Origin of the sequence: Niveibacterium microcysteis (genome assembly GCF_017161445.1) — a bacterium.
In the GTDB taxonomy this organism is placed as follows: Bacteria; Pseudomonadota; Gammaproteobacteria; order Burkholderiales; family Rhodocyclaceae; genus Niveibacterium; species Niveibacterium microcysteis.
This window is the reverse complement of the sequence record NZ_CP071060.1, coordinates 2,896,357-2,922,628: the sequence shown is the minus strand read 5'-3', so window position 1 is coordinate 2,922,628 and position 26,272 is coordinate 2,896,357. Positions and strand designations below refer to the sequence as shown.

The following is a 26,272-nucleotide window of genomic DNA, read 5'->3' as shown; positions in this document are numbered from 1 at the left end:
CTGGGGGTATAGCTCAGCTGGGAGAGCGCTTGCATGGCATGCAAGAGGTCAGCGGTTCGATCCCGCTTACCTCCACCAAGCAGCGAAAGAGAAGTTGTTCCGGGTCCCCATCGTCTAGAGGCCTAGGACACCGCCCTTTCACGGCGATAACCGGGGTTCGAATCCCCGTGGGGACGCCACCTTTTCGAAGGTGTGCAACACAGTGTGCGCACTGGCAGTTCAAGCGCGGAGTGGTAGTTCAGTCGGTTAGAATACCGGCCTGTCACGCCGGGGGTCGCGGGTTCGAGTCCCGTCCACTCCGCCACCTACTGAGAAGGGCTGACCAAACGGTCAGCCCTTTTCTTTTTGTTTTCTCCGCTGAATCACTGCTCCTTCGCGCCGCCCCGGCCCTCGATGATCTGCCGCACCAAGGCGATATGCTCGCGCAGGATATAGAGTTCGTTGGCGTACGAAAGCGGCACCTTCTTGCGAAGCGCGCGCTGCTCGATCAGGTCCAGTTGCGACTTCCAGCGGCCGACGTCACTTGCTTTGCCGTGGCGCGCTTCCTCCTCGAGAAATTTCAGCTCGCCGTACCAACGATAGATGCGTGAGCGTACATGCCAACGCAGCAGCGCAGGGGCCAGCTTCATGGTTGGCACCAGCAAGGCCATCAGCGGAATCAGTGTCCATAGCAAACGGTCCACCATCACCGCTGCCCAGAACGGCAGCACGCGCTGCAGCAGAGGCGGGCCGGAACGGTAGAAACGCGTGGCTTCCGGGCTCTGCGGTAGTTCATGGTCGCGTGCGGCGGGAAACTCGTTGCCTTTTTCGAACCAGCCTGGCGTGCGGTGGATTTCGCTTGCCGCCTGCATCAGCAGTGCGACCAGGGCCGGGTGCAGATCGTGACGCGCGACGAGGTTCGCGGTGGGCGCGACGAGGTGCAGGTCTTCTGGTGGTTGATCGGCGACCAGATCGATCGTGCCGCGCGGCAGTGTGAGATCGGTCAGTTGCGGCATCAGGCGGGTATAGGCTGCCGATTGGTCGAAGCCGAGCAGACGAACTCCCTTGAGGCGCAGCAGCGTTTGTACAGTCGGTGCTTGTGCGCCGTTGACGGTTACGAGTGCGTCGATCTCATGTTGCTGAAGCGCCTTGATTGCAGCGTCGCCGCCGATCGGAAGCAAGCTCGGATCGTCGGTCGCGATGCCGTTGCGGTTGGCGATTTCAAGCGCGAGCAGTTGCGCACCGCCGCCTGATACGCCGATGGCGACTCGGCGGCCCCGCAGATCTGCGATGCGCTTGACGTCGATATCGTCGCGAACGAAGACCCAGACGGGCTCGTAGTACATCGCGCCGAGCGTGACGAGATCCTCCGACTCAGGCTCGTGCAGCACGCCGCCCTGCAGAAAGCCGACATCGGCTGTGCCGTCGACGCCTTTGAGTCGACGCAGGTTTTCAATCGTGCCGCTGGATGGCTTGAGGATCAGCTTGACCCCCTGACGCGCGAGGATCTCGCGATAACGCTCTGCGTAGAGCGCATAGGCACCACCCGAGGCGCCGGTGGTCATGGTCAGCGTTCGCGGTGGGAGTGGTGCGAGGTAATGGAGCAGGACGAGGATCGCGGCGAGGCAGGCGAGCGTGCCGCCAATCAACCACAGCGCGAGTTGGCGGTGCGGATGGGTGTCGTCGTGTTTTTCCATGTGCGTGAGCCTAAGCGCCGCGCTTGCAACATGTCCAGTCTGTGCGGGGCGGCTCCGGTAGAATGCGCGACCCCCAAGCAACGCCCTTTGTTTTCAGGAATTCATGATTCGCCTGCTCTTGGCCCCGATGGAGGGGATGGTCGACGATGTGATGCGCGATGTTTTGACGCGTCCGGGCGGCTACGACCACTGCGTGACCGAGTTCGTGCGGATCTCCGGATCGCTGCTGCCGGCGCGCTGCTATACGCGAATCAGCCCCGAACTTGAAAACGGCGGGCGTACCTACGCCGGAACCCCGGTGCGGGTTCAATTGCTCGGTTCCGACCCCGCTTGCATGGCTGACAACGCAGCGCGCCTTGCCAGCCTGGCTCCGCCCGGGATTGATCTGAACTTTGGCTGCCCTGCGCCGACGGTAAATCGCCATCGCGGCGGGGCTGCGCTGCTCGATGAGCCGGAGCTGCTCTTCCAGATTGCCGCGGCGGTCCGAGCGGTGGTGCCGAGGAGCATTCCCTTCACCGCAAAGATGCGCCTCGGCATTCAGGATGCCTCGCGCGCCGAGGAGTGTGCCCGCGCGCTCGCCGACGGGGGGGTCGATGAGCTGGTAATCCATGCCCGCACGAAAGAAGATCGCTACAAGCCGCCAGCGTACTGGAGTGAGATTGCACGGATCGCCGAGCGGGTTGCGGTGCCGATCGTTGCCAATGGTGAAGTCTGGACCGTAGAGGATTGGGCGCGCTGCCGGGCAGAGAGCGGCTGCGTGGATGTGATGCTGGGCCGCGGCGCAGTGGCGGACCCGTTCCTTGCGCGGCGTATTCGCGGCGAGGCGCCGCCCAGCCTTGATGCGTGCTGGGCGGAGTTGCTCGAGTTGCTGGCGTTGTATTGGCGGCGCGTGCTGATCAAGCTGGATGCCCGTCATGCACCGGGACGCATCAAGCAATGGTTGCATCTGCTGGAACGCAATTACCCCCAAGCCAAGCGTTTGCTGGCGGAAGTGCGTCCGCTGCGCGACGCTGATCTGGTGGCGGACGTGATGCGCAATCACGGCGTGCCGATTGCGGTGGGAGTGGCAGGCTGATGTATGCCAATTCGCGCGACATCCGGTCCGCGCAGGACGATGTCCATTCCGGCCTGGCGCGTTTGCTCGACCGGCACCTGGCTGCGCCGTTCACCCGCCCCGTATCACCCGCGACACAAGAGGCCTACGCGGCGGTGATGGCGGGTTGGGATCGCCAGCGGCCGTTGCTGCTGGATGCCGGTTGCGGTGTGGGTTGGAGCACGCTGGCGCTGGCGCGGGCGTATCCCGAACATTTCGTGATGGGCGTCGATCAATCTTCCGATCGCATCGAGCGCGGAAAACCGGGTGAAGTACCGCCCAATGCGGTGTTTGTTCGTGCCGATCTGGTCGATTTCTGGCGCTTGTTGCTGGCCGACGGCATCCGGCTCGATCGGCATTTTCTTCTATACCCGAATCCGTGGCCGAAGATCGGTCACCTGGCCCGTCGCTGGCACGGCCACGCCGTTTTCCCCGACATGCTGGCGCTCGGTGGCACGCTTGAACTACGCACCAACTGGCGCATTTATGCGGACGAGTTTGCGTGGGCGGTGGCGCGAGTCAGTGGCCGGAACGCGCCGGTTTCCACGTTCGAGACTGAAACGCCGCTGACGCCCTTCGAGCGCAAGTATCGTGATTCGGGGCAAACCCTCTGGCGCTACGTCGTCGACCTGAACACGCAATCAGCAGGAGCCTGAATGGACCTTTGTCAGAGCTGCGGCGCTTGCTGCGCCGCGTTCCGCGTCAGCTTCCATGTGTCCGAACGTGACGATGAGCCGGGCGGTACGGTGCCCGAGGCTTTGGCCGATGAAGAAACTGCGACGACCTGCCGTATGCGTGGCACCGACCGATCGCCGCCTCGTTGCGTGGCCCTGGTTGGCAAGGTCGGCGAGGCGGTGCGTTGCGGCATCTATGAGCTGCGTCCTGGGCCATGTCGCGAGTTTGCGCCGCACGGCGTCTTCGGCGTGCTGAATGCTGCCTGCAACCAGGCGCGCGCACGCCACGGGCTGGCGCCTCTGCCAGACCCGGTGTTCCGGCCCTGAATGATCAGTCGAGCTTGAAGAGGGTGGGCTGCGCCACACCCACCGAGCGGAAGATCGTCCGGGCTGCCTGGAGGCCGGAGCGAACCGCGCCCTCGAGCGTGGCGGGATAGTCGGACGCCACGTAGTCACCGGCCAGGTAGAGCTGCTTGACCGGTGTCATCGTGATCGGCCGGAACGCGCCGGGCTCGCACGCAAAGGTTGCGCGCTTCTCGGTGATGACCTGAGCCCACTTGGGCGCTGGCAGACGGGCGGAATCGGTGGCGAAGAGGCGCTCGATATCCTGATGGGCGCGAAGTGCGATTTCCTCGCGGCTCAATTCAGTGCCTGCGGCGCTCACGACGCCCGCGAGCAGGCCATCCGGGCCACCAAGTTGCCCGCGGTCGAACACCCACTGCAGTAGCCCGTCATCGAGGCCAATCATCGGCCGTGCCAGCCGGATCGCCGGATCGTAAGCAAGGTAGGCCGTGGTGATGGCTTCGTGGCGCATGGCGTCGAGCTGATTGCGCAGGCGCTCCATCTCGCTGAATTCTGCGGTGAGTCCGGACACCTGCCACGGGGCTGTCGCCAGCACGACATGGCTGTAGCGCCCGTCAAAGGGGTCGCCTTCCAGGCTGAAGCCGTGTTCGGTTCGCGCGATGCCGCGGATCTTCGTCATCGTGTGCACGTTCTGCCCTTTGCGGGACAGGTAGAGCACAGCCGGCACAGGGAGCAGCTCGGTCAGGTCGATGCGCGGAATCAATACCTCCGACGCGCTTGCAGAAGCCGCAACGCTGTCGCGCAACACATTGGCGAAAACCTGGGCGGAGGCGCGTTCGGCGGGTGTGTTCAGCGCCGCGACGCAGAGCGGCTCCCACACCAGTCGGCGGAGTGTGGGTGTTTGCGCGGTGCGATCGAGAAGCGTACTGACGGTGACGTCTTCGGTGAGCACGAAGCGGATGCGCTTGAGGTGTGACAGCAATCGCGCTGCTGCGCGACGATCGGCCCAGCTCAGACCCTTTGCTCTCAGCAGGCCGACCGCGAGATGGAAGGGGGCGGGCAAATCCGCGGCCTGCAGATCAAGAACGCCCGGAATGTGAATGAAGAACGGCCTCGAATAAAGGCGCTTCGGGCTTACGCCAAGCAGTCGCAGCATCCGGAGCGTCTCGGTGTAGGCGCCGATCAGGATGTGCTGGCCGTTGTCGATGCGCCAACCGTCCTTTTCCACCACGCGGGCTCGCCCGCCCAGCGTTGCGCTGCCTTCGAAAACCGATACGCGGATGTCGGCGCGCGCGAGCTCAACCGCGCAGGACAGGCCGGCCCAGCCGCCGCCGATGATTGCAACGTGCGGCGTCATGCGGGCGTCGTAGGGGCAGGGATGTCGGCGACGTGAAAGCGGTACTGCCCCTTGCGGCGATCCTCGAAGTAAAGGCGCAGCGTCATCGCGACAGAGCGGAAGGCGAGTTCGTCCCAAGGGATTTCATGCTCGGCGAAGAGGCGGGTCTCAAGCGACTCCTCTCCGGGCCGGAAGTCGAGATCCAGCAAGCGTGCGCGGTACAGGATATGGACCTGGCTGATGTGCGCGACGTTGATCAGCGAATACATGTCGCCGACATCGATTCGCGCGCAGGCTTCTTCGGCAGTTTCTCTGGCCGCCGCTTGCGCAGTGGTTTCGTCGTTTTCCATGAAGCCAGCGGGCAGCGTCCACTTGCCATAGCGGGGCTCGATGGCGCGGCGGCACAGCAGGATGCGGTCTTCCCACTCGGGAATGGCGCCGACGACCATCTTCGGGTTGCTGTAATGGATCGTCCCGCAGGCATCGCAGACGTGCCGGGGCAGCGTGTCGCCGGGAGGGATCCGGTGCGCGACCGGGGCGCCGCATTGGGAGCAGAAGTTCATGGCCTGGTTTTCAGGAGGGGCGCGAGCAGCGGCGATTGTAAACCAGGGCTGGTGCGGGGCGGCGCAGCGTTTGCGAGAGCAGCCCTAAAGTTCTGCGAGTGCCGGTCGTTAATCGAGCGAATGCAGCAAAAAGACGCTTACATGACTGGTAATGCTTCCCTGAACGGTCTCTCAAAGCTTGAGCGTCTGCGTGCGACTGGTAATCTGCCGTCGCCTAAAGGTGTTGCGCTCGCGATCATGCGGGCCACGCAAGGCGACGATATTTCGATCGCCGAGCTGGGTCGCATCATCAAGACCGACCCCGCTTTCGTCGGGCGCCTGATCAAGGCCGCGAACGGCCATCTTGGCTACGGCCGCCATCCGATCGCCTCGGTGCAGGATGCGCTGATGGTGCTCGGCATGCCTGCGGTGCGGGCGCTGGCGCTCGGCTTCTCGCTGCTGTCGAGCCATCGCAGTGGGGCATGCCAGAGCTTTGACTACGAGGGTTTCTGGGCTTCCTCCCTCATGCGCGCCACGGCGATGCAGGCGATCACGCTGCGTACGCGTGCGGCACCTGCGGACGAGGCCTATTGCGTCGGTTTGCTGTCGCGTATCGGCGAGCTGGCGATGGCCACCTTGTATCCAGAGCAGTACGGCGACCTGCTGCGCCTGAGTGCAGCCGGTTCCGATGAGCTGGTGGCGCGCGAGCAGGCCGCGTTCGCGCTCGATCACCGTGAGCTGTCCGGTCTGATGCTTGCAGATTGGGGCATGCCGCGTACCTTCGCGCAGGTGGTAGCAGTGCATGGGCAGCCGGAACATGCCTGGCCGGCGGATGATTCGCGTGAGGCGACGCTGTGTCGGTCGCTGGCCTTGGCTGCTGAGCTTGGGCGCCTCTGCGAGACCGAGCGGAGCGAACATGCCCGGCGGGTGCCGTCTATCGTCGCGCTGGCTTCAAGCCTGCAGATTGATGGCGCCGAATTGAATGAAACCTGCGACGCCGCGATTCGCGATTGGTCGGAGTGGTCGTCGCTGCTGCAACTAGCCCCCGTCCAGATTGACGCTTTTTCGAGCCTCGTCGAGCGCAGTGCAGTGGCCGCGCCGGAGCCTGTGACGCAGGCGGCTCCCGCTGTGGCGGCCCCAACGGATGTTGCCGTGCCGCCACCGGCAAAACGCCATATGCGGGTACTGGTGGTTGAGTCTGACGCTGCGGTGAGGGCCTCGATTCGTACGCTGCTCCACGACGCCGGCCATGAAGTCCATGAGGTCGACACGATCGCGCAGGCGGCCGAGGCGGCGATCCTGACGCAGCCGCATTTGATGATCGTCGAGTGGTCCTTGTCCGACGGCAGCGGCCTGAAGCTTGTAGAGCGGCTGCGGCAGACGCGCGTCGGGCGCAGCATCTACGTGCTGGTGCTGACCAGCCATGAGAACGAACAGCGTTTGGTCGAAGCCTTCGAATGTGGCGTGGATGACTTCATTACCAAGCCGATCAACGGCCGCGTGCTGCTGGCGCGTATGCGCGCCGGGTTGCGTGTGGTGAAGCTGCATGAAGAGATCGAGCGCGATCGCGAGGAGATCCGCCATTTCGCGTCGGAATTGGCAGTCTCGAATCGCCGCTTGCAGGATGTCGCGCTGACCGATGTGCTGACGGCACTGCCGAACCGGCGCTACTTCATCGATCGCGTCGAGCAGGAGTGGTCGGCCGCTTCGCGCAGCCAGCGCCCGATGGTTTGCATGGCGATCGAAGTGGATGGCTTGGCCCAGATCCGCTCGACCTACGGTCAGATGATTGGCGACGCGGTGGTCAAGCATGTTGGCAGTGTCCTGAAGCAGGCCCTTCGCACCCACGATGTGTTGGCGCGAACAGACGACGGCGTGTTTTCGGTGTTGTGTCCCGACACCGATGTGCAGGGTGCGGGCCTTGTTGCCGAGCGTCTGCGTCAGCAAGTGGAGGCAACGCCGTTCCGGGTTGATCGGCTCCAGCTTCGAATTGCTGTCCAGATCGGGTTGGCGCAGCGGAATTCGTCGATGAGTGCACCTGAAACCCTCATCAGCGAGGCCTCAAGTGAACTTTCTGCCTCAAAGGGCGCTGTTGCCGGCACAGGCCGGGCGGCCGGTTTTGCTCTTTTTTCGGAGCGAGAGGGTGTTGTAACGCCTTGATTGTTTGAGGTTTGTTTCCGATTTTTGCGCCGTGTAGGTGAAATTCCTACATGGCGCTGGTCGTTTTCGCCTACGCGATTATCCGAAATCGCCCGACTCAAGTTTCCTGAGTGCCGTTGGTACTGTTGCTTCCACACGATAAGTCGCCAAAAAGGCGACGGACTGAGGAGGTCACCATGCGCACGGCAAACTTGGCGGAAGAGATCCGCGAACTGAATCTGTCCTACCTGATGCTGGCCCAGCGACTGCTGCTGGAAGACCGGCAGGCGGGCATGTTCCGCCTGGGTGTGGGTGAAGACGCGGCCGATGTGCTCGAGTCGCTCTCTCCGGCGCAGATTCTGCGCATGTCGAGCTCGGGCATGATGCTATGCCAGGTCCGCTTCGACGAGCGCCTGCTGCTCGAACTGCTCGCCAACCACGAGCGCGAGCCCGCAGTTGCAAGCATTCACGCCGCAATCCTGGCGGCCAGCCGCCCGGTCGAAAACCTCGCCTGAGGGTCGCGCCATGGCAACCCGAAGCGTGGTGCAGGATGCGATCGATACCCAGAGTGCGATCGAGATGATTCGCATGGGGGCGCGCATGCAGATGCTGGAGGCGGAGACCTCCTTGTCGCGCGAGCGGTTGCTGCGCCTCTACAAGGAAGTGCGCGGCGAATCGCCGCCGAAGGGCATGCTGCCGTTCTCGACCGACTGGTTCATGACCTGGCAACAGAACATTCATGCTTCGCTGTTCATGGGGTTTCATCGGTTTCTGCAAGAGCATGGCGGGCAACGCGGACTTGAGTCGGTGCTCTCGGCCTATCGCTTGTACATCGCCCACTGCGAAGAGCACGATCTTGAGCGCGTCTTGAGCCTGACGCGCGCCTGGACGCTGATCCGTTTTTTTGACGCGCACATGTTGCAACTCGCCGGCTGCACTCGCTGTGGTGGCCGCTACGTTGCGCACGCCTACGACCCGACGCACGACTACGTCTGTGGGCTGTGCAACGTACCCTCGCGTGCGGGCAAGACCCGCCGCGCCGCCGCCCAAAGCGACGCCAGTCTGACCGGCTGACCTCCTCCTTGCTCAGCAAGGAGCTGCGCCGTCGGCACGCAAGTGCCGACGGCTTTTTTTGCGCCGTAGGGCCCGCGAAATCGGCTGTTGCAGTGCAGCGCGGGTGCTCAAGTTTCTCTTGGCGCCGCCGTTACAGGCTCAGTCGGGTGCTGAAACACGGATGTTTCTGTAGGAAGGGCAGAAGGCAATGTTCCTGATCATTGGCTACGTGATCATCCTCGCCGCGTCAGTCGGCACATATGCGATCCACGGCAGCCTTGCGGCGTTGTGGGTCCCCACCGAGTACATCGCAATCCTCGGTTTGATGATTGGCGGCCTTGTGGCCGGCAATAGTCTCAAGACCATCAAGTCGGTCGCCGGGGCCGTTCCAGGCGTATTCAAGGGATCGCCTTACAACAAGGCGATGTACGTTGATTTGCTCGCGATGCTCTATGAGATCCTCGCCAAGGTGCGCAAGGAAGGGTTGATGTCGATCGAGAACGACATCGAAAACCCCGAGAGCAGCGCGATCTTTGGCAAGTACCCGAGCGTCACTGGTGATCACCATGCGATGGAGTTCCTGACCGACTATCTGCGCATGATGGTCGGCGGCAACCTCAATGCCTTCGAGATCGAAAACCTGATGGACATGGAGATCGAGACCCACCATCAGGAGGCACACACACCGGTGCACGCGGTGACCAAAATGGCCGACGGCGTTCCGGCCTTCGGTATCGTCGTCGCGGTGATGGGCGTGGTGAACGTGATGGGCTCGGTCGGTCAGCCGCCTGCGGTGCTCGGCAAGATGATCGGCGGCGCGCTCGTCGGTACCTTCCTCGGCATCCTGCTTTCCTACGGTTTCGTTGGTCCGCTGGCTGGCCAGATGGAACAGAAGATGGAAGAGGGCGGAAAGATCTTCCAGTGCATCAAGGTGGTACTGCTCGCAAGCATGAACGGCTATGCGCCGCAGGTCGCCATCGAATTTGGCCGTAAGGTGTTGTTCTCGACGGACCGCCCCGGCTTCAAGGAACTCGAAGACGAGATCAAGAGCCGCAAGAAGTAAGCACGGGCTTTGACCAGCCGGACCAAGTGACTACTCGCCTATCTGACTAAATGGCCGAAGCTACCCAACAACCAATTGTCATCAAGCGCATCAAGAAGGGCGGCGGTGGTGCGCATGGCGGTGCATGGAAGATCGCGTACGCGGACTTCGTCACCGCGATGATGGCTTTCTTCCTGCTGATGTGGCTGCTGGGTTCAACCACCGAGGGCGACCTAAAAGGCATCTCGGATTACTTTCAGGCACCGGTCAAGATGTCCGCACAGGGCGGGCGGGGGACCGGCGATGCGACATCGGTGATCCCCGGCGGCGGCAACGACCTCACCAAATCGGTCGGCCAAGTGGCCAACGCCGACTACGACCAGCCGAAGAAGCGTCTGCGCCAACCTAAGCTCATGCCGGCCGATAACGAGGCAATCGAGCGCGCGCGTTTCGAGGAAGTGAAACAGAAGCTCGAAGCGATGATCGAGGCGTCACCAGTGCTGCGCCCGTTCGCCAAACAACTGCTGCTCGACATCACGTCGGAAGGTCTGCGGATCCAGATCGTCGACGAGAAGAACCGGCCAATGTTCGATAGCGGTGGGGCGACGCTCAAGCCCTACACCCGCGAGATCCTGCACGCGGTTGCACAGACGCTTAACGAGGTCGGCAACCGCATCAGCGTATCCGGCCATACCGATGCCACCCAGTACGCCGGGGGCGACCGCGGCTTTGGCAACTGGGAACTCTCCGCCGATCGCGCCAATGCCTGCCGGCGCGAACTGGTCTTTGGCGGGCTGACTGATGACCGGGTGGCGCGCGTGGTGGGCCTCGCCGCGACGATTCCACTCAAAGCCGAAGATCCGTACGACCCGATCAACCGCCGGATCAGCATCGTGGTGCTGAACAAGCGCGCTGAGGAGCAACTCGCAACGGCAGGTCGCACGCTGGAGGTCAGCGGCGCGGCACCGACTGCCAGTGATGTCGGGCGCGAAATGGACGGCAACGCAGTAAGGCCGGCGCAGTAAGCGGAGACAGAGGCCAACATGAAGTTCAGCAAACGATCTGCAATGAGCGTCGGTGCGGGCCTGAGCGTAGTGGCGACGGTGCTTGCATGGTGGTTTGCGTGGCCTGGTCTTGCCGCGGCTCTCGTGGCGGCAGCGCCATGGGCAATCTGTGTCGCCCTGATTGAGGCTGGCGAGGAGCGGGGTGCCGTGAGGCAAGTCGAGCCCGTGGCTGGCCCATTGCCCTCCAGTTTGGGTGATGCCGGCAACAGTGCCGCCGCGCAACTCGACGCGGTTCGTGGCGAGGTCGAGCGGATCCGCAGCCTGCTGCAGGACGCGATCCAGAAGCTGGGTGACAGCTTCAACGGTATGCATACCCATACCCTTGCACAGCGAGAGATCGCCTTGCAGATCACGGCGCAAGGTTCGGACGACGTGGCGCATCAGGATGGCTTCGACCGTTTTGTCAGCAACACCTCAACGGTGATGCAACGCATCGTTGATAGCGTGATCGAGAACAGTCGGATCGCGATGGAGTTGGTTGAACTGACCGAGACGATTTCGAAACGCGCGACCGATGTAGAGCAGATCCTTGGCGAGATCGGCGCGATCGCAAAGCAGACGAACCTGCTCGCGCTCAATGCTGCGATCGAGGCTGCACGTGCGGGGGAGGCGGGCCGGGGCTTCGCCGTGGTGGCTGACGAAGTGCGCGACCTGTCTGCCCGCACCAGTTCGTTCTCGCAACAGATTGGTGGCCTGATGCAATCGATGCGGGATGGTGTGCGCAGCACCGAAGCGGCGATCTCGCAGATGGCGTCGCAGGACATGACCTTTGCGCTGAACTCGAAGAGCGAGGTCGAAGAGGTGCTGGCGGCGGTTGAGCGCCTCAACGCCCAGCGCCGCCAGGGCGTAGAGCAACTCAGCCAGCATTCGAGCGCGATGGACGACGAAGTGAACCGCGCGATCATGGCGATGCAGTTTCAGGACATGGTCTCGCAGTTGGTCGGCCATGTGCTGCAGCGCGTGGATGCGCTGGAAGCCCTCGCGAAGTCGATCGGCGAACTGGCGGCCGCCCAAGCGCTGCCTGGTGTGCGTGAGCGAGCCGAGCAGGCCATTACGGCGCGCGTCAATGCGCTGCCCGCGATCAAGGATGTGCATACGGTGAATCAGGCTCGGATCGCGGTTGGCGATATCGAGCTGTTCTGAACAACAGGCAAGGAAAGCTGAACATCATGGCAAAGACGGTTCTCACGGTAGATGACTCGGCTTCGATCCGGCAGATGGTCTCTTTCACGCTCAAGAGTGCTGGCTACGACGTGCTGGAGGCCGTAGACGGCATGGATGGGCTGGAGAAGGCGAAGGGCCGCCCGGTATCACTGGTGCTGACGGACCAGAACATGCCGCGCATGGATGGCCTCAGCCTGATCAAGCAATTGCGCGCGCTGCCCCAATACCGCAGCGTGCCGATCCTGATGCTGACCACCGAGTCGTCCGACACCATGAAGCAGCAAGGGCGTGCCGCGGGGGCCACGGGGTGGCTGGTCAAGCCTTTTGATCCGCAGAAGCTCATCGAGGTCGTCAAGAAGGTCATCGGCTGAATCTGTCGCGGCAACACGTACCGGGCCAGGGGAGAGCGGCATGTCATTCGACATGAGCCAGTTCCACGCGGTGTTCTTCGAGGAATCCCGCGAGCACCTCGAGAACATGGAGTCCTTGCTGCTTGCCGTTGACGTTGCGGCGCCCGAGAGTGGCGATTTGCCCGCCATCTTCCGGGCGGCACATTCGATCAAGGGCTCGGCGGCGACCTTCGGATTCACCGATGTCGCCGAGCTGACGCATGTGATGGAGACGTTGCTCGATCTCGTGCGCAACGGGGCCATCACGCTGACCGAAGAAATGGTCGACGCTTGCCTCGCAGCAGGCGACGTACTGCGCAATTTGCTCGACGCCCATCAGGGCCATGGCGAGGCCGACCATGCCGCGGCGGAAGCGATGCGTGCGCGCCTTGCCGTGCTCGCCGAAGAGGCGCAGCGTGCGGTCGGCGCGATACCGGCAGCACCGGGTACCCACAAACGGGCGCGCACCTACCAGCTGGGCTTTGCGATGCTGCCGGGCGATCCGCAGGCGGACGAATCGGTTGCCAATCTGATCGCCGAGCTCAAGGAGCTGGGGGAAGTCATCGATGCTCGCCCGCCTGCCGAAGGCGCTCGCACCTGGTCGGTGAAACTGGCGAGCGATGTCGATCCTGAAACCTTGCGAACGGTATTGGAGTTCGTTGTCGACAGCGCTTCTGTGTCGATCGATGTCGTCGATGCCGCACCGGTGGCGCCGAAGGCCGACGAGGCCTTTGGTCTCTTCGATGATGCGCCGGGCGCCCCGGCCGCCGAAGAGACGGCGTACGGCTTCTTCGAACCTCTGAGCGAACCGGCCCCGACAAGCTCAAGCGACGATCCGGGATACGGCTTCTTCGAAACGCTGCCCGATGCAGCGTCCGCTGCGACGAGCGATGCCGCCGATGGCTCCTACGGTTTCTTCGAGCCGTTGCCGCAGCCCGCGATGGCGGCAGAGCGTCTGTCGCCGGCGATTGCTGCCACGACGGAAGTTGCCCCGCGCGGCACCACAACGCCCGCCGCTCAGCCGGCGAAGGATGCCGCCGCGCGGCCCGTCAGCAAGTCGGACGCCAGCTCGATCCGCGTGAACATCGAGCGCGTCGATCAGATGATCAACCTCGTCGGCGAGCTGGTGATCACCCAGGCCATGATCAGCCAGGCCGCCGGCGCGCTGGACCCGGTGCTGTACGAGCGCCTGCATAACGGCATTGCGCTGCTCGAACGCAACACCCGTGATCTGCAGGAATCGGTGATGTCGATCCGCATGCTGCCGATCTCGACGGTATTCAATCGCTTCCCGCGCGTGGTGCGTGATCTCTCCGGCAAGCTCGGAAAGCGCGTCGAACTGGTCACCGGGGGTGAGAACACTGAGCTGGACAAGGGGTTGGTGGAGTTGATTGCTGACCCGCTGACGCACCTGATCCGCAACAGCCTCGATCACGGCATCGAATCGCCGGAGCGGCGGCGCGAGGCGGGCAAGAGCGAAACCGGCCGCATCAACCTGCGTGCCTACCACCAGAGCGGCAATATCGTCATCGAGGTGGCGGACGACGGCGCGGGGCTCAATCGCAACCGCATTCTCGCCAAGGCACGCGAGCGCGGCTTGCCGGTGTCGGACAGCATGACCGATCAGGAAGTGTTCCAGCTGATTTTCGAGCCGGGCTTCTCTACCGCCGAGCAGGTCACGGACGTCTCCGGCCGCGGCGTCGGCATGGATGTGGTGAAGCGCAACATCGGGTCGCTGGGTGGCCGCATCGAGCTCGACTCGATGCTGGGTGTCGGCACCCGCGTAACGGTGCGTCTGCCGCTGACACTGGCGATTCTGGATGGCATGTCGGTCGGCCTTGCCGGCGAGACCTACATCATTCCGCTCGACTACGTTGTCGAGTCGCTGCAGCCAACGGCGGCGATGCTCAAGGCGGTGTCAGGCGTGGAGCGCTTGCTCGATGTGCGCGGTGAATACCTGCCCATCGTCGACCTGCACGAAGCCTTCGATACGCCGGGCGAGCGCAGTGCGTACGAGGCCGGAATCATGGTGATCCTTGAGTCGGACGGCAACAAGGTTGCCGCGTTCGTCGACGCACTGATCGGCCAGCACCAGGTCGTGATCAAGAGTCTGGAAGCCAATTACCGACGGGTGCCCGGCATTTCCGGCGCCACCATCATGGGTGACGGCCACGTCGCGCTGATCGTCGACCCACCCCAGCTTGTGAGCATGGCGCGCCGCGCCGGCCAGGGCGCAGCATGAATACCAGTGGAGGCAAGCATGGTTGACGCCAACATGCAGATGACGGTCGCGCAGGAAGGGCGTGTGGTGGCAGGCGAATTCCTGACCTTCACGCTGGGCGGCGAGGAATACGCGATCGACATCCTGAAGGTTCAGGAAATCCGCGGCTACGACGCGGTGACGCGCATTGCCGGCGCGCCGGAATTCATCAAGGGTGTCATCAATCTGCGCGGCATCATCGTGCCGATCGTGGATTTGCGGATCAAGTTCAAAGCGGGTACCGCGGAATTCACGCCCTTCACCGTGGTGATCATCCTCAATGTTGGGGCGCGGGTAGTCGGCGTGGTGGTTGATGGCGTGTCGGACGTGCTGACCCTGGCACCCGAACAGATACGCCCTGCGCCGGAGTTCAGCTCCGCGATCCGCACCGAGTACATCGTCGGCCTCGCCTCGGTGGCAGAGCGCATGCTGATCCTGCTCGACATCGAACGCCTGATGAGCGCCAGCGAAATGGCGCTTGTTGACGAAGCCATTCTCTGACGCACCGACACACGATCCGACCGGAGCGCTGACATGCAAGCCCTGCTCAAACCCTCTCTCGCGTTGATGAACCGGCTGAATGTGCCGCGCAAGTTCGCGCTGATCGGCGTGATCGTGCTGTGCGCGCTCGGATTCCTCGTCTGGCAGGTGGATCATCGCATCGAGGCGGATCTGCACTTCGCGCGCACCGAGTCGCTTACGGCGCACTACTTCCTGCCGGCTCGCCAGATGATGGAGGGCGTGCAGGTGCACCGCGGTCAGGCGCGCCAGCTGATCGGTGGCAATGAAAGCGCCCGGCCCAAGCTCAAGGACGCCGCCGACAAGGTTGAAGCGGCGATCAAGGCAGCGGATGCGGTGATTGCACACGAAGGCCCGCAGTACGGGCTCGACGATGCCTGGGGCAAGCTCAAGGCGCACTGGGCGGATGTGCGCGCCAAGGCGATCACGGTGTCTGCGGCGGATAGCGTGAAACTGCATACCGAGCTGATCGGTGAGATCAAGGCGTTCATGACGCTGATCGCCGACAACACGAACGCCACGCTGGATCCAGAGGCCTCGACCTACTACCTGATGACAATCTTTACCGATCGCGCGCCGGACATCGTGGAAGCGCTCGGTCGGGCGAGAGCGCGCTCGGTCTCGGCTGTGCTGGCCAAGCAGGTGACGGTGAGTGACCGCGTCGAACTGGAAACGATGCTCGCGCTATCCGATCAAAGTCTCTCGGTGATGCAGGCCTCTATCGAGAAGGCGGCGAAGTTCGATGACACGGGTACGGTCTCACGCGATGTGGAGCCAAGCGTCAAGGCCTTCAGAACCAAGGCAGACGTGTTCCGGCAGGAGGTGCGGCGTCTGCTCTCGGCCGATAAGGTGGATGAGAGCCCGGACGCGCTTTGGGCCTTGTCGACCGAGGCCCTGCAGGCCGGTTACGCAGTGATGGACGCGGCGGCCAAGGCGTTTGACGACGCGATCGATATTCGCGTCGCTCGCCTTGAGCGCGAGCGCAACACCACCTTCGTGCTGGCCGCTTTGGCGGTGCTGCTGGCGCTGTACTTGTTCCTTGGCTTCCGGTCCGGCATGTTGCGTGCAATCGACATGATCCAGAACGGCGCGCGGCGTATTGCGCAGGCTGATCTATCGAACAACGTCGACGTTTCGTCGCGCGACGAGTTTGGCGAGATCGCCGCAACGCTCAACACCATGCGAGCGCAGTTGCGCCAGAAGATCGAGAGCGACCAGGCGCTTGCAGCCGAGAACTTGCGTATCCGCAACGCGCTGGACAAGACCTCCACCAACGTGATGCTCGCAGACAACGACGGCAAGATTCTCTACTGCAACGAGTCCGTCGTGACGATGCTGGGCGGCGTCGAGAACGAGCTGCGCAAGGTGTTGCCGCAGTTCCGGGCGCAGGAGATCGTTGGCCGCAACTTCGATGAGTTTCACCGTAACCCCTCGCACCAGCGCAACGTGCTCGGTGCGCTGCGCGGCAAGCATGTCGCCAACATCAAGGTCGGCCCGCTCAGCTTCCGGCTGACTGCCAACCCGATCATGGACAGCACCGGTCGCCGGCTCGGCACGGTGATCGAATGGCTCGACCGTACGGCCGAGGTCAGGGCCGAGGAGGAGCTCGCTGCGCTGTTGCGTGCCGCAGTCGCTGGCGACTTCGCACAGCGCCTGACGGTGGCAGACAAGGAGGGTTTCTTCCGGCAACTCGCGGAGGCGATGAACCAGCTGCTCGGCGTCGTTTCCGGCGGTCTTGAAGATGTGGCGGGTGTGCTCAACGCGATCTCGCAAGGCGACCTTACGGTGCGCATCCAGAACGACTACCAGGGCATGTTCGGCCGCCTCAAGGAGGATACGAATCAGACGGTCGATCGCCTGAACGCGGTACTGAGCCAGATCCGCGAGGCGAGTGATGCCGTGAATACCGCCGCGCAGGAAATCGCCGCCGGCAATTCGGATCTCTCCGGTCGCACCGAGGAACAGGCTTCCAGCCTTGAAGAGACCGCCTCCAGCATGGAAGAACTGAACGCCACGGTGCGTCAGAACGCGGAGAGCGCAGCGCAGGCGAACCGCCTCGCGTCGCAGTCGAACGCGGTGGCGCAGGAAGGCGGCGCCAAGGTGCGCCAGATCGTCACGACGATGGATGCGATCCAGTCCAGCGCAACCAAGATCGCAGACATCATCGGCGTGATCGATTCGATCGCGTTCCAGACCAATATCCTTGCGCTCAACGCCGCGGTAGAAGCCGCGCGGGCGGGTGAGCAGGGGCGCGGTTTCGCGGTGGTTGCCTCGGAAGTGCGCAACCTTGCGCAGCGCAGCGCGCAAGCCGCGAAGGAGATCAAGGGCCTGATCGCCGACAGTGTGGACAAGGTTGGCGAAGGCGCGCGCGAGGTGCGCGATGCGGGCGCCACGATCAACGAGATGGTGAGCAACTTTGCCGAACTCGCCCGGTTGGTGACGGACATCTCCCAGGCAAGCCGGGAGCAATCCACCGGTATCGATCAGGTCGCCGCCGCCGTGGGCCAGATGGATGAAGTGACGCAGCAGAACGCGGCGCTGGTGGAGCAGGCGGCGGCCGCGGCCGAGAGCCTGGAGGAACAGGCGAGGATGCTGGCGAGTTCGGTGGCCGCCTTCCGGCTTGACGCTGGCGCCGGCTATCAGGCGCCAATCACCATTGCGCAGGCGCCGGCCCATGCTGCATCGGTGCGCACCCCGGCAATCGCTCGTACGCCGGTGGCGCCAAAGGGCGTCCCGAAGCCGCGCAAGCAACCGGCAAGCGCTGAGTCCGACTGGCAGGAATTCTGAGCCGCGTAAGCGGCCAACGAGATACGGCAAAAAGGGGAGACAGCCTTCATGCGCATCAACACGCCGGTGACCGACCGCGAGGTCGAGCTCAGTGTCGACACGATGATCGTGTCGAAGACCGATACGAAGGGCCGCATCACCTACATCAACCGCGACTTCATCGACATCAGCGGCTTCACCGAGGCCGAACTGATGGGGCAGCCGCACAACATCGTGCGTCATCCGGACATGCCGCCGGAGGCCTTCGACGATTTGTGGAAGTGCCTCAAGGCTGGGCGTCCCTGGATCGGCATGGTGAAGAACCGCTGCAAGAACGGCGATTACTACTGGGTGGAAGCCCATGCGACGCCGCTGCGCGAGGGCGATCAGATCACCGGCTACATGTCGGTTCGCCGCAAGGCGAGCCGCGAGCAGATTCAGGCAGCTGAGACCTTCTACGCACAGCTGCGCGCACAGCGAGCCAGCGCCGTCGTGCGCAACGGCGAGGTGGTCGGCAACGGTATTCCCGCGCTGTTGGCGAAGTGGGCCGACGTGCCGCTCGTCAGCAAAGTCTGGCTGGGCTGTGCGCTATCGGCGCTGCTGGCGCTTGCCGCCGTATGGCGCGCGGGCGGCGGACATTGGGCACCGGATGTTCTGCTGCCCCTTGGGGCAATGCTCGTGGTGCTCGCGGGGCTCGGCAGGAGTGTGGCGCACAACCTGCAGCGCCGACTGGCTGCGGCGGTCACCACGGTTGAGCGTGTGGCGCAGGGCAATCTGAAGGATCGGCTGACCGTGGCGCGCAACGATGAGATCGGGCGGCTAGTGCAGGGTGTCGAATCGATGTTGATTCGCCACGGCTTCGACATCGCGGAGATTAACCGCGTGGTCGAAGAAAGCCTGCGCATCAAGACCGGCCTCGACAACGTTGCCACCAACGTGATGATCGCCGACCGCGACAATCGGATCATCTACCTCAACAAGTCGCTGGAGCGCACCTTCAGCGACGCTACGGAGGACATGCGGAAGGCCTTTGGCAGCTTTGATGTCTCGAAGCTGATCGGCACGTCGATCGACCAGTTCCACAAGAACCCTGCGCACCAGCAGCAGTTGCTGGCCAGGCTGCAGGGCACGCACAAGGCCGTGGTGTCGATCGGCAGCCGCACGTTCACGCTGACAGTGAACCCGGTGGTCGACCCCCGTGGCGTGCGTCTGGGCACTGCAGTGGAGTGGCTGGACCGCACTGCGGAGCTCGCGATCGAAGCCGAGGTGGCGACCCTGGTCGAGGGCACCGCAAATGGCGACTTCAGCCACCGGCTGGCGCTTGAGGGCAAGACAGGCTTCGCCCTGCAGCTCTCCGAAAACCTCAACCGCATGGTCGAAACGACCTCGGCCGGCCTGGGCGCAATTGCATCGATTCTGCAGTCGATCGCGCAGGGCGACCTGACACGCAGCGTCGAAGGCGACTATCGCGGCGTGTTCGGCCAGCTGCGCGACGATGCCAACACCACCGTTGCGCGTTTGCGTGACCTGATGGGCACGATCCAGCAGGCTACGGAAGCGGTGAACACGGCGGCGAAGGAGATTGCTGCTGGCAATGCGGATCTGTCGTCACGCACTGAAGAACAGGCATCGAGCCTGGAGGAAACCGCGGCGAGCATGGAGCAACTGAACTCCACCGTTCGCAACAATGCCCAGACAGCGGCCGATGCGAGTGCGCTGGCGCGTCAGTCCGACGGCGTCACGCAGCGTGGCGGCGAGATGGTGCGCCAGGTCGTCGGCACGATGGACGCAATCCAGAAGAGTGCCTCGAAGATTGCAGAGATCATCAGCGTGATCGACTCGATTGCGTTCCAGACCAACATCCTCGCGCTCAACGCCGCTGTGGAAGCGGCGCGGGCCGGCGAGCAGGGCAGGGGCTTCGCGGTGGTGGCGTCCGAGGTGCGCAACCTTGCCCACCGCAGTGCGCAGGCAGCCAAGGAGATCAAGGGCCTGATCGAAGAGAGCGAGGTCAAGGTGCGCGGCGGCGTGCAGCAGGTGCGCGAGGCGGGGGAGACGATCGAAGAGATGGTCGCCAACTTCCGCCAGCTGACGCAGTTGGTGAACGAGATCGCGAACTCGAGCCGCGAACAGGCAGAAGGGATTGATCAGGTCGCGTCGGCGGTGACGCAGATGGACGAAGTGACGCAGCAGAACGCGGCCTTGGTCGAGCAAGCGGCCGCAGCGGCCGAAAGCCTGGAGGACCAGGCGCATACCCTTACCGCGGCCGTGGCGACCTTCCGCCTTTCCACCGCGACACACCATCCCGCTGCACGCGGCCGGCGCGGGTTCTAGGCAGCAGATGGCGGGAAGGCAGCAGACATGAGCGACAAGCCTGATTCGAAGATTCCTCCGCGTGCGCCGCTGGTGCCGCCACGGGCAACGGCCGCGCCGGCGCGGCCGCCCCTCGGCACCACGACGCGCAAACCCCTAGCCCCGCTGTCACCTGCGCGGCCAGCGCCCGCGCCGCTGCGTGGCACAACGGCCCCCGCGCTGCCTGCGGGCGCGGCTGCACGCCAGAAGATCGTGGATTCGCTTGGCAAGATCGATGTGTCGGGGCGCGAATTCGCCTTCACGCCGGCGGATTTCGAACGGGTCCGGGCGCTCATCTACAAGCACGCCGGCATCGCACTGTCACCGATCAAGCAGGACATGGTCTACAGCCGCCTTGCTCGCCGTTTGCGTGCGCGCGGCGAACACCGATTCTCCGATTACCTGGATAACCTGGAGCGCAGCAACGATCCGAAAGAATGGGAAGAATTCGTCAATGCGCTGACGACCAACCTCACCTCGTTCTTCCGCGAAGCGCACCACTTCGACACGCTGGCGAACCTGCTGCGCAGCTTCGACCCCAAGCGTACGGTCAAGATCTGGTGCTGTGCGGCATCGACCGGCGAAGAGCCATACTCGCTCGCGATCACCGCCTGCGAGGCCTACAACACGCTTTCGCCTCCGGTACAGATCATTGCGACCGATCTGGACACCAACGTGCTCCGGCATGGCGAACTGGGCATGTACGGCATGGACCGTGTCGATCGCCTGCAGCGCGACCGGCTGCAGAAGTTCTTCCTCAAAGGCACCGGCGAGCAGGCGGGCAAGGTGCGTGTGCGGCCCGAGTTGCAGCGCCTGCTCAGCTTCCGCCGCCTCAACCTGCTTGAGCCCTCGTGGCCGGTGCAGGGGCCGTTTGATGCGATCTTCTGCCGCAATGTGATGATCTACTTCGACAAGCCGACGCAATACACGATCCTCAAGCGCTTCGTGCCTTTGCTGCGGCCCGAGGGCCTGATGTTCGCGGGCCACTCCGAGAACTTCATGCACGCGGCCGATCTGTTCCGCTCGCTCGGGAGAACGGTGTATGCCCGCACCGACCAGCGGGGCTGACTACGACCCTCTCGATCCACACCTGGCGGACAACGCCTACTACGATCGCAACTTCGCATGCGATGCGGTGAAGGTGTTGCCCGGCGAGTACTACGCCACGACGCGCGACATGGCGATCGTGACGGTGCTGGGTTCCTGCGTTGCGGCCTGCATACGGGACCGTGACAAGCGCATCGGCGGGCTCAACCACTTCATGCTGCCCGATAGCGGTGAGCGGGGTGTGCTATCCGAATCCGCCCGCTACGGCGCATTCGCGATGGAAGTGTTGATCAACCGGCTGCTAGGCATGGGCGCGCGGCGATCCAGCCTCGAAGCGAAGGTATTCGGCGGTGGCCGCGTGATGGCGGCGCTGACCGGATCAAGTGTGGGCGACCGCAATTCGGCTTTTGTGCTCGACTATTTGAAACTTGAGCGGATACCGGTGATCGCGCAAGACCTGCTCGATGTGTATGCGCGCAAGGTGTATTTCTTTCCGGTGAGCGGGCGCGTGATGGTGAAGAAGCTGGTCGATCTGCGGAACGAAACCGTGATCGACCGCGAACGCGATTACCGCGAGCGGCTCACCCATGCACCGCGACATAGCGGTGATGTGGAACTGTTCGATTAAGGCGAAGCAGACATGGCAATCCGCGTACTCATCGTGGACGACTCGGCAGTGATGCGTTCGGTGCTTTCCGAATTGATCAACCAGGCACCGGATATCGAAGTCGTCGGCACGGCCACTGACCCGATCGTTGCGCGCGAGATGATCAAGCAACTCAACCCCGATGTGGTGACGCTGGACATCGAAATGCCGCGCATGGATGGTTTGGAGTTTCTCGACAAGCTGATGCGGCTGCGGCCGACCCCCGTAGTGATGATCTCGACGCTGACCGAGCGGGGCTCGGATGTGACCTTCCGCGCGCTGGAGCTCGGCGCCGTCGACTTCATCACCAAGCCGAAGCTCAATTCGGCGCAGGGAATCCGCCCTTACGCGGACGAGATCTGCGACAAGATTCGCGCTGCGCATCAGGCGCGCCTGCGCTCACCGGCGAAGTACTCGCAGCCGGCGGCAGCGGCTTCAACGGCTGCCACCGCCGCGAGCGCCACGGGGGGCGCAACGCCCACGGCGCTGGATGGCAATACCTTGCGTGACCGCCTAGTATTGATCGGGGCGTCGACCGGCGGTACCGAAGCGATCAAGGAGGTACTGACCCGTTTCCCCGAGCAGATGCCCGGCATCCTGATCGTCCAGCATATGCCGGAGATGTTCACCGGCTCGTTCGCCAAGCGGCTGGACGGCCTCTGCAAGGTGCGCGTCAAGGAAGCCGAGGACGGCGAGAAGATCCTGCCCGGCCATGCTTACCTGGCCCCCGGGCATTCGCATCTGCTCGTCAAACGCAGTGGCGGGCTATATTGCTGCGAGCTATCGAAGGCCGAGCCGGTGAATCGTCATCGCCCTTCGGTGGACGTGCTGTTTCACTCGGCCGCCAAGCATGTCGGCGCGAACGGGGTTGGTGTGATGCTGACCGGCATGGGCAAGGACGGTGCACAGGGCATGCTTGCAATGAAGAAAGCTGGCTGCTGGAACATCGGCCAGGATCAGGAAAGCTGCGTGGTGTACGGCATGCCGCGTGAGGCCGCGCAGATCGGTGCGGTGGACGAGGTATCACCACTCAACGAAGTAGCCCAGCGGGTGGTGGCGCGGCTCAGGCAGTCGGTGCGCCGCGCCAGTTGATTTCAAGGCTTGAGCCAGGGAGCAGAAGATGGAAACCAATGTCACGACCCGCGACGGCGTCGCGTTGCTGAAACTCAGCGGGCGCTTCGATTTCAATGCACACCGCGAGTTTCGCGAAGCACTGGAGCGCATGGTGGCGCTCCCGGCGACCACCTCCTTTACGGTCGACCTCGCCGATGTCAGCTATCTGGACAGCTCCGCGCTGGGCATGCTGCTGCTGCTGCGCGACAAGGCGAAGCAGGCCAACAAGCTCGTCACACTGGCCGGTGTCAAAGGCAGCGTGCGCCAGGTGCTGGATATCGCGAACTTCTCGAAGATGTTCACGATTACCTGAACGCCTTGGGGGCGGTCAGCCCCCTGTTGCGTCTTCCCAGTGCTCGATCAGCAGCTGCAACGATGCCACGCCGCGGTATTCGTTGGCCGAGAGCCGGAACGCTGCACGCAGGCGATCCGGCGCCGGGTCGGCATGGCGGAAGCGGATCGCTTCGTAGCGTTCGTTGCCGCGCCGCAGCGTGAGCTTCACATGCTGATCCTTCAGCAGCCGTTGCGATTCCACTTCGAAGGCATCTGAGAAGAGCGGCGCCGGGAAGCCCTGACCCCAGATCTCGCGTTCGATCAACCGCGCGGCTTCGAGCGACATCTCGTGAGGGGAGAGTTCCCCATCCGTCTCAAGGCGCGGGTTGAGCGCCTCGTCATCGGCCAGCGCCTGCACTACGGCATCGAAGCCCGCGGCAAAGCGGGGGAAGTCCGTTTCACGGATCAACACGCCCGCGGCCATGGCGTGGCCGCCAAACGTCAGGATCAGATCCGGCTGGCGTTTGCTGAGCAAGTCCAGCGCATCGCGCAGGTGCACGCCGGCGACGGAACGCCCTGACCCCTTGATCAGGCCATCGTCGCTGCGCGCAAAGGCAATCACCGGGCGATGCAGCCGCTCCTTGACGCGGCCGGCGACGATGCCGACCACGCCCTGATGCCAGTCGGCATCGAACAGCGCTACGCCGTGCGCCGCGGAGTTGCCCAGCGCGTCCAGCATCAGCTCGGCGCTTGCCTGCATGTCTTCTTCGATGCTGCGTCGTTCCTGGTTCATGCGGTCCAGCTCGCGCGCGAGGTTCGTGGCACGGAGCGGGTCATCGGTAATCAGGCATTCGATGCCGAGCGACATGTCGGCGAGCCGGCCAGCCGCGTTGAGCCGGGGGCCGAGGCCAAATCCCAGATCGAAGGTGCTGGCCCGCATTGCGTCGCGCGAGGCCGCAGCGAACAGCGCCCGGATGCCCGGCTGCATCTTGCCGGCACGCATGCGGGACAAGCCTTGGTGCACCAGAATCCGGTTGTTCTGATCCAGCTTCACCACGTCGGCGACGGTGCCGAGCGCGACCAGATCCAGCAGATCGGCGAGTTTTGGTTCTTCGCGCGTGGCAAACCAGTTACGGCGCCGCAGTTCGGCGCGCAGCGCAAGCATCGTGTAGAACATGACGCCGACACCTGCGATGTGCTTGCTCGCAAAGCTGCAGCCCGGCTGGTTCGGGTTCACGATCACATCGGCGTCGGGCAACGTGTCGCCCGGCAGGTGGTGATCGGTGATCAGCGTTGTGATGCCCGCAGCGCGGGCGGCAGCGACGCCTTCCACACTGGCGATGCCGTTGTCCACCGTGATCAGCAGGGCGGGCTTGCGTTCGGCGGCAAGCGCCACGATCGCCGGTGTCAGGCCATAGCCGAACTTGAAGCGGTTCGGCACCAAGTAATCGACGGTGCCGCCGAAGGCACGCAGTGCGCGGATGCCAACGGCGCAGGCCGTGGCGCCGTCGCAGTCGTAGTCGGCAACGATCAGCATCGGCGCTTGCGCCGCCAGGGTGTCGGCCAGCAGTTCCGCGGCTTCTTTAACGCCGCGCAAGCCATCGGGCGGCAGCAGTGCGGTCAGGGCGTAGTCGAGTTCGTCCTTGCGCGCTACACCGCGTGCGGCGTAAAGGCGGGCGAGCAGGGGCGGCAGCCCGGCGTCGGCAAGGCGGCGAGCCGGGGCTTCCGGGCAGGGGCGGCGGGAAATTTGCATCAGCGTCCTGCAACGGCCGGCATTGGCGTGGTGAGCAGTTGTTCCGGGGCGATCGATTTGCGCCAGAAAGCCCAGCGCCGAGGGGTGACGTCAAGCGCGATGCCGCCACGTTCGCCGGGCGCGACAATCTCGGCACGCGTGACTTCACTGCGTTGCATGCGCGCTGCGAGCGGGGCGAATACGTCGGCTTCCAGTGCCTTGAGTGCATCGAGCCAGCGGCTGGTGTCGCGAAAGCGGGCGGGCGCATCCAGGGCGTCGATCAGCAACAAGGCTTCACGACATGCAGGTGCGTCGGCGAAGGTCGCAAGCGCCTGCGGCGTGCTGCCGGCCAGGCGTGCGAGGCCGGCTGCCACGGGGTTGTCGCAGTAGATTGCATCGGCGCTGTGCTGGGGCGTTGCGGTCAAGCGGCTTTCGCCCCAGAACCACAGGCTGTTCGCAGCGCGACGGCCGGCTGCCTCACGAGCGCGGTTTACCGGGTGGTCGTGCAGTGCGATCTGCACCGTATTGATGATTCGCCCCCAGCGCAGGCCGCCACGGCCCTCCGGCAGAAACAGTGCGACCGGGCGACCGGCAACGTCGATGAGATCACTGAAGATTGCATCGCTGGGTGCGTTCAGCCGCAGGTAGCTGCGTTCGGGGCCGGCCAGCACGAATTCGCCGACTTCCTGCAGCGCGTCGCGCAGGGGCTCCGCCAGTGACTGGGCTTCGTTCGCGTCCAGGGCGAGCCCCTCAGGCGCGGTCAGCACCATCTGGTCGCGCGCAAAATGCAGGCCGACCAGGTCTGCGCATAGCCAGATGTCTCCGGGTTGCGGCAAGGGGAGATGCTGCTCCCCGGCGCGCCGCAGGGTGGCCGTGGCGCAGTCTGCAACACCAAAACGGCTGGCGAAGGCCGATGTACTGCTGGCGGGTGCAATTTGAGCGAGCGTGGCGCGACCGAGCAGCCAGGCGAGGCCGGGCAGGGCGGTGCTGCGCAGGGCCGACGCGGCGTCTGCGGCATCGTTATGGAGCCCGGGTAGGACGATGGAGACTTGCATAATCTCAGGCAGATCAATGACTTCCCGCGCGACGGGC

The 26,272-nt window shown here is 63.9% G+C and carries 23 protein-coding genes and 3 tRNA genes; 21 read left to right on the top strand and 5 right to left on the bottom strand.

The features are described 5' to 3' along the window. Window positions 1–2 precede the first annotated feature (2 nt). The 3 genes from JY500_RS13255 to JY500_RS13245 all read left to right on the top strand — a co-directional run bounded on the left by JY500_RS13255 (window position 3) and on the right by JY500_RS13245 (window position 304). Window positions 3–78, top strand: a tRNA-Ala gene (locus JY500_RS13255). A 25-nt stretch (window positions 79–103) separates the two neighbouring features. After that, a tRNA-Glu gene (locus JY500_RS13250) sits at window positions 104–179 on the top strand. A 48-nt stretch (window positions 180–227) separates the two neighbouring features. Continuing rightward, window positions 228–304, top strand: a tRNA-Asp gene (locus JY500_RS13245). A 58-nt stretch (window positions 305–362) separates the two neighbouring features. On the opposite strand, the gene JY500_RS13240 is transcribed toward JY500_RS13245, so the two are convergent. Beyond that, window positions 363–1,676, bottom strand: a complete 1,314-nt coding sequence (locus JY500_RS13240) for a TAXI family TRAP transporter solute-binding subunit (protein ID WP_206253052.1) — start codon at window positions 1,674–1,676, stop codon at window positions 363–365. A 106-nt stretch (window positions 1,677–1,782) separates the two neighbouring features. On the opposite strand from JY500_RS13240, the gene JY500_RS13235 reads away from it, so the two are divergent. Genes JY500_RS13235 through JY500_RS13225 form a run of 3 tightly spaced genes read left to right on the top strand, consistent with a single transcriptional unit; the run spans window position 1,783 to window position 3,770 of the window. Further along, window positions 1,783–2,751 (top strand): tRNA dihydrouridine synthase, encoded by a 969-nt coding sequence (locus JY500_RS13235; protein ID WP_206256484.1) that lies wholly within the window; start codon window positions 1,783–1,785, stop codon window positions 2,749–2,751. Further along, on the top strand, window positions 2,748–3,425 hold the full coding sequence (trmB, locus tag JY500_RS13230; protein ID WP_206256483.1) for a tRNA (guanine(46)-N(7))-methyltransferase TrmB: 678 nt from the start codon (window positions 2,748–2,750) through the stop codon (window positions 3,423–3,425). The genes JY500_RS13235 and trmB overlap by 4 nt, the downstream gene beginning before the upstream one ends. Beyond that, window positions 3,426–3,770 carry a YkgJ family cysteine cluster protein gene (locus JY500_RS13225; RefSeq protein WP_206253049.1) on the top strand — a complete coding sequence of 115 codons (345 nt, stop codon included), beginning with the start codon at window positions 3,426–3,428 and terminating at the stop codon, window positions 3,768–3,770. 4 nt (window positions 3,771–3,774) lie between these two features. Here the strand turns inward: JY500_RS13225 and hpnE are convergent, their stop codons facing one another. Next, complete coding sequence (gene hpnE / locus JY500_RS13220) at window positions 3,775–5,103, bottom strand: hydroxysqualene dehydroxylase HpnE (protein WP_206253047.1); 1,329 nt, start codon at window positions 5,101–5,103, stop codon at window positions 3,775–3,777. Further along, window positions 5,100–5,645 carry an NUDIX hydrolase gene (locus JY500_RS13215; protein WP_172198785.1) on the bottom strand — a complete coding sequence of 182 codons (546 nt, stop codon included), beginning with the start codon at window positions 5,643–5,645 and terminating at the stop codon, window positions 5,100–5,102. Before JY500_RS13215 ends, hpnE begins: the two co-directional genes overlap by 4 nt. On the opposite strand from JY500_RS13215, the gene JY500_RS13210 reads away from it, so the two are divergent. From JY500_RS13210 to JY500_RS13140, 15 genes are all read left to right on the top strand, one after another. Then, a complete protein-coding gene (locus tag JY500_RS13210; protein ID WP_246479621.1) occupies window positions 5,547–7,784 on the top strand; it encodes an HDOD domain-containing protein in 2,238 nt (745 codons plus the stop codon). The two genes, JY500_RS13215 and JY500_RS13210, sit on opposite strands and share 99 nt — an antisense overlap. A 176-nt stretch (window positions 7,785–7,960) precedes the next feature. Beyond that, on the top strand, window positions 7,961–8,278 hold the full coding sequence (gene flhD, locus JY500_RS13205; protein WP_206253044.1) for a flagellar transcriptional regulator FlhD: 318 nt from the start codon (window positions 7,961–7,963) through the stop codon (window positions 8,276–8,278). Between the two features lie 10 nt (window positions 8,279–8,288). Next, window positions 8,289–8,837, top strand: coding sequence for a flagellar transcriptional regulator FlhC (gene flhC / locus JY500_RS13200; RefSeq protein ID WP_172198794.1), 549 nt, complete (start codon window positions 8,289–8,291; stop codon window positions 8,835–8,837). Window positions 8,838–9,024: 187 nt separating this feature from the next. Continuing rightward, window positions 9,025–9,879 (top strand): flagellar motor stator protein MotA, encoded by an 855-nt coding sequence (motA, locus tag JY500_RS13195; RefSeq protein WP_206253043.1) that lies wholly within the window; start codon window positions 9,025–9,027, stop codon window positions 9,877–9,879. A gap of 50 nt (window positions 9,880–9,929) precedes the next feature. After that, entirely contained in the window at window positions 9,930–10,883 is a 954-nt protein-coding gene (gene motB / locus JY500_RS13190) for a flagellar motor protein MotB (RefSeq protein ID WP_172198800.1), read from the top strand. Between the two features lie 18 nt (window positions 10,884–10,901). Further along, a complete protein-coding gene (locus tag JY500_RS13185; RefSeq protein WP_206253041.1) occupies window positions 10,902–12,065 on the top strand; it encodes a methyl-accepting chemotaxis protein in 1,164 nt (387 codons plus the stop codon). Window positions 12,066–12,091: 26 nt separating this feature from the next. Continuing rightward, the gene (locus tag JY500_RS13180) at window positions 12,092–12,457 is read left to right on the top strand and encodes a response regulator (RefSeq protein ID WP_172198805.1); all 366 of its coding nucleotides are present in this window, start codon (window positions 12,092–12,094) and stop codon (window positions 12,455–12,457) included. A gap of 40 nt (window positions 12,458–12,497) precedes the next feature. Next, a complete protein-coding gene (locus tag JY500_RS13175) occupies window positions 12,498–14,717 on the top strand; it encodes a chemotaxis protein CheW (RefSeq protein WP_206253039.1) in 2,220 nt (739 codons plus the stop codon). A gap of 18 nt (window positions 14,718–14,735) precedes the next feature. Continuing rightward, entirely contained in the window at window positions 14,736–15,236 is a 501-nt protein-coding gene (locus JY500_RS13170) for a chemotaxis protein CheW (protein WP_172198809.1), read from the top strand. 33 nt (window positions 15,237–15,269) lie between these two features. After that, entirely contained in the window at window positions 15,270–18,041 is a 2,772-nt protein-coding gene (locus JY500_RS22330) for a methyl-accepting chemotaxis protein (protein ID WP_206253038.1), read from the top strand. A gap of 48 nt (window positions 18,042–18,089) precedes the next feature. Beyond that, on the top strand, window positions 18,090–20,351 hold the full coding sequence (locus JY500_RS13160) for a methyl-accepting chemotaxis protein (protein WP_206253036.1): 2,262 nt from the start codon (window positions 18,090–18,092) through the stop codon (window positions 20,349–20,351). 27 nt (window positions 20,352–20,378) lie between these two features. Further along, on the top strand, window positions 20,379–21,437 hold the full coding sequence (locus tag JY500_RS13155; RefSeq protein WP_206253030.1) for a CheR family methyltransferase: 1,059 nt from the start codon (window positions 20,379–20,381) through the stop codon (window positions 21,435–21,437). Continuing rightward, entirely contained in the window at window positions 21,412–22,044 is a 633-nt protein-coding gene (gene cheD / locus JY500_RS13150) for a chemoreceptor glutamine deamidase CheD (protein WP_172198817.1), read from the top strand. The genes JY500_RS13155 and cheD overlap by 26 nt, the downstream gene beginning before the upstream one ends. A 12-nt stretch (window positions 22,045–22,056) precedes the next feature. Further along, complete coding sequence (locus JY500_RS13145) at window positions 22,057–23,154, top strand: protein-glutamate methylesterase/protein-glutamine glutaminase (protein WP_206253029.1); 1,098 nt, start codon at window positions 22,057–22,059, stop codon at window positions 23,152–23,154. Window positions 23,155–23,182: 28 nt separating this feature from the next. Then, window positions 23,183–23,488, top strand: a complete 306-nt coding sequence (locus tag JY500_RS13140) for an STAS domain-containing protein (RefSeq protein ID WP_172198822.1) — start codon at window positions 23,183–23,185, stop codon at window positions 23,486–23,488. A gap of 15 nt (window positions 23,489–23,503) precedes the next feature. Here JY500_RS13140 and recJ read toward each other — a convergent pair whose 3' ends face one another. Beyond that, window positions 23,504–25,204 (bottom strand): single-stranded-DNA-specific exonuclease RecJ, encoded by a 1,701-nt coding sequence (recJ, locus tag JY500_RS13135; protein ID WP_425493208.1) that lies wholly within the window; start codon window positions 25,202–25,204, stop codon window positions 23,504–23,506. Then, window positions 25,201–26,235 (bottom strand): hypothetical protein, encoded by a 1,035-nt coding sequence (locus JY500_RS13130; protein ID WP_206253025.1) that lies wholly within the window; start codon window positions 26,233–26,235, stop codon window positions 25,201–25,203. The genes recJ and JY500_RS13130 overlap by 4 nt, the downstream gene beginning before the upstream one ends. Between the last annotated feature and the right edge of the window lie 37 nt (window positions 26,236–26,272).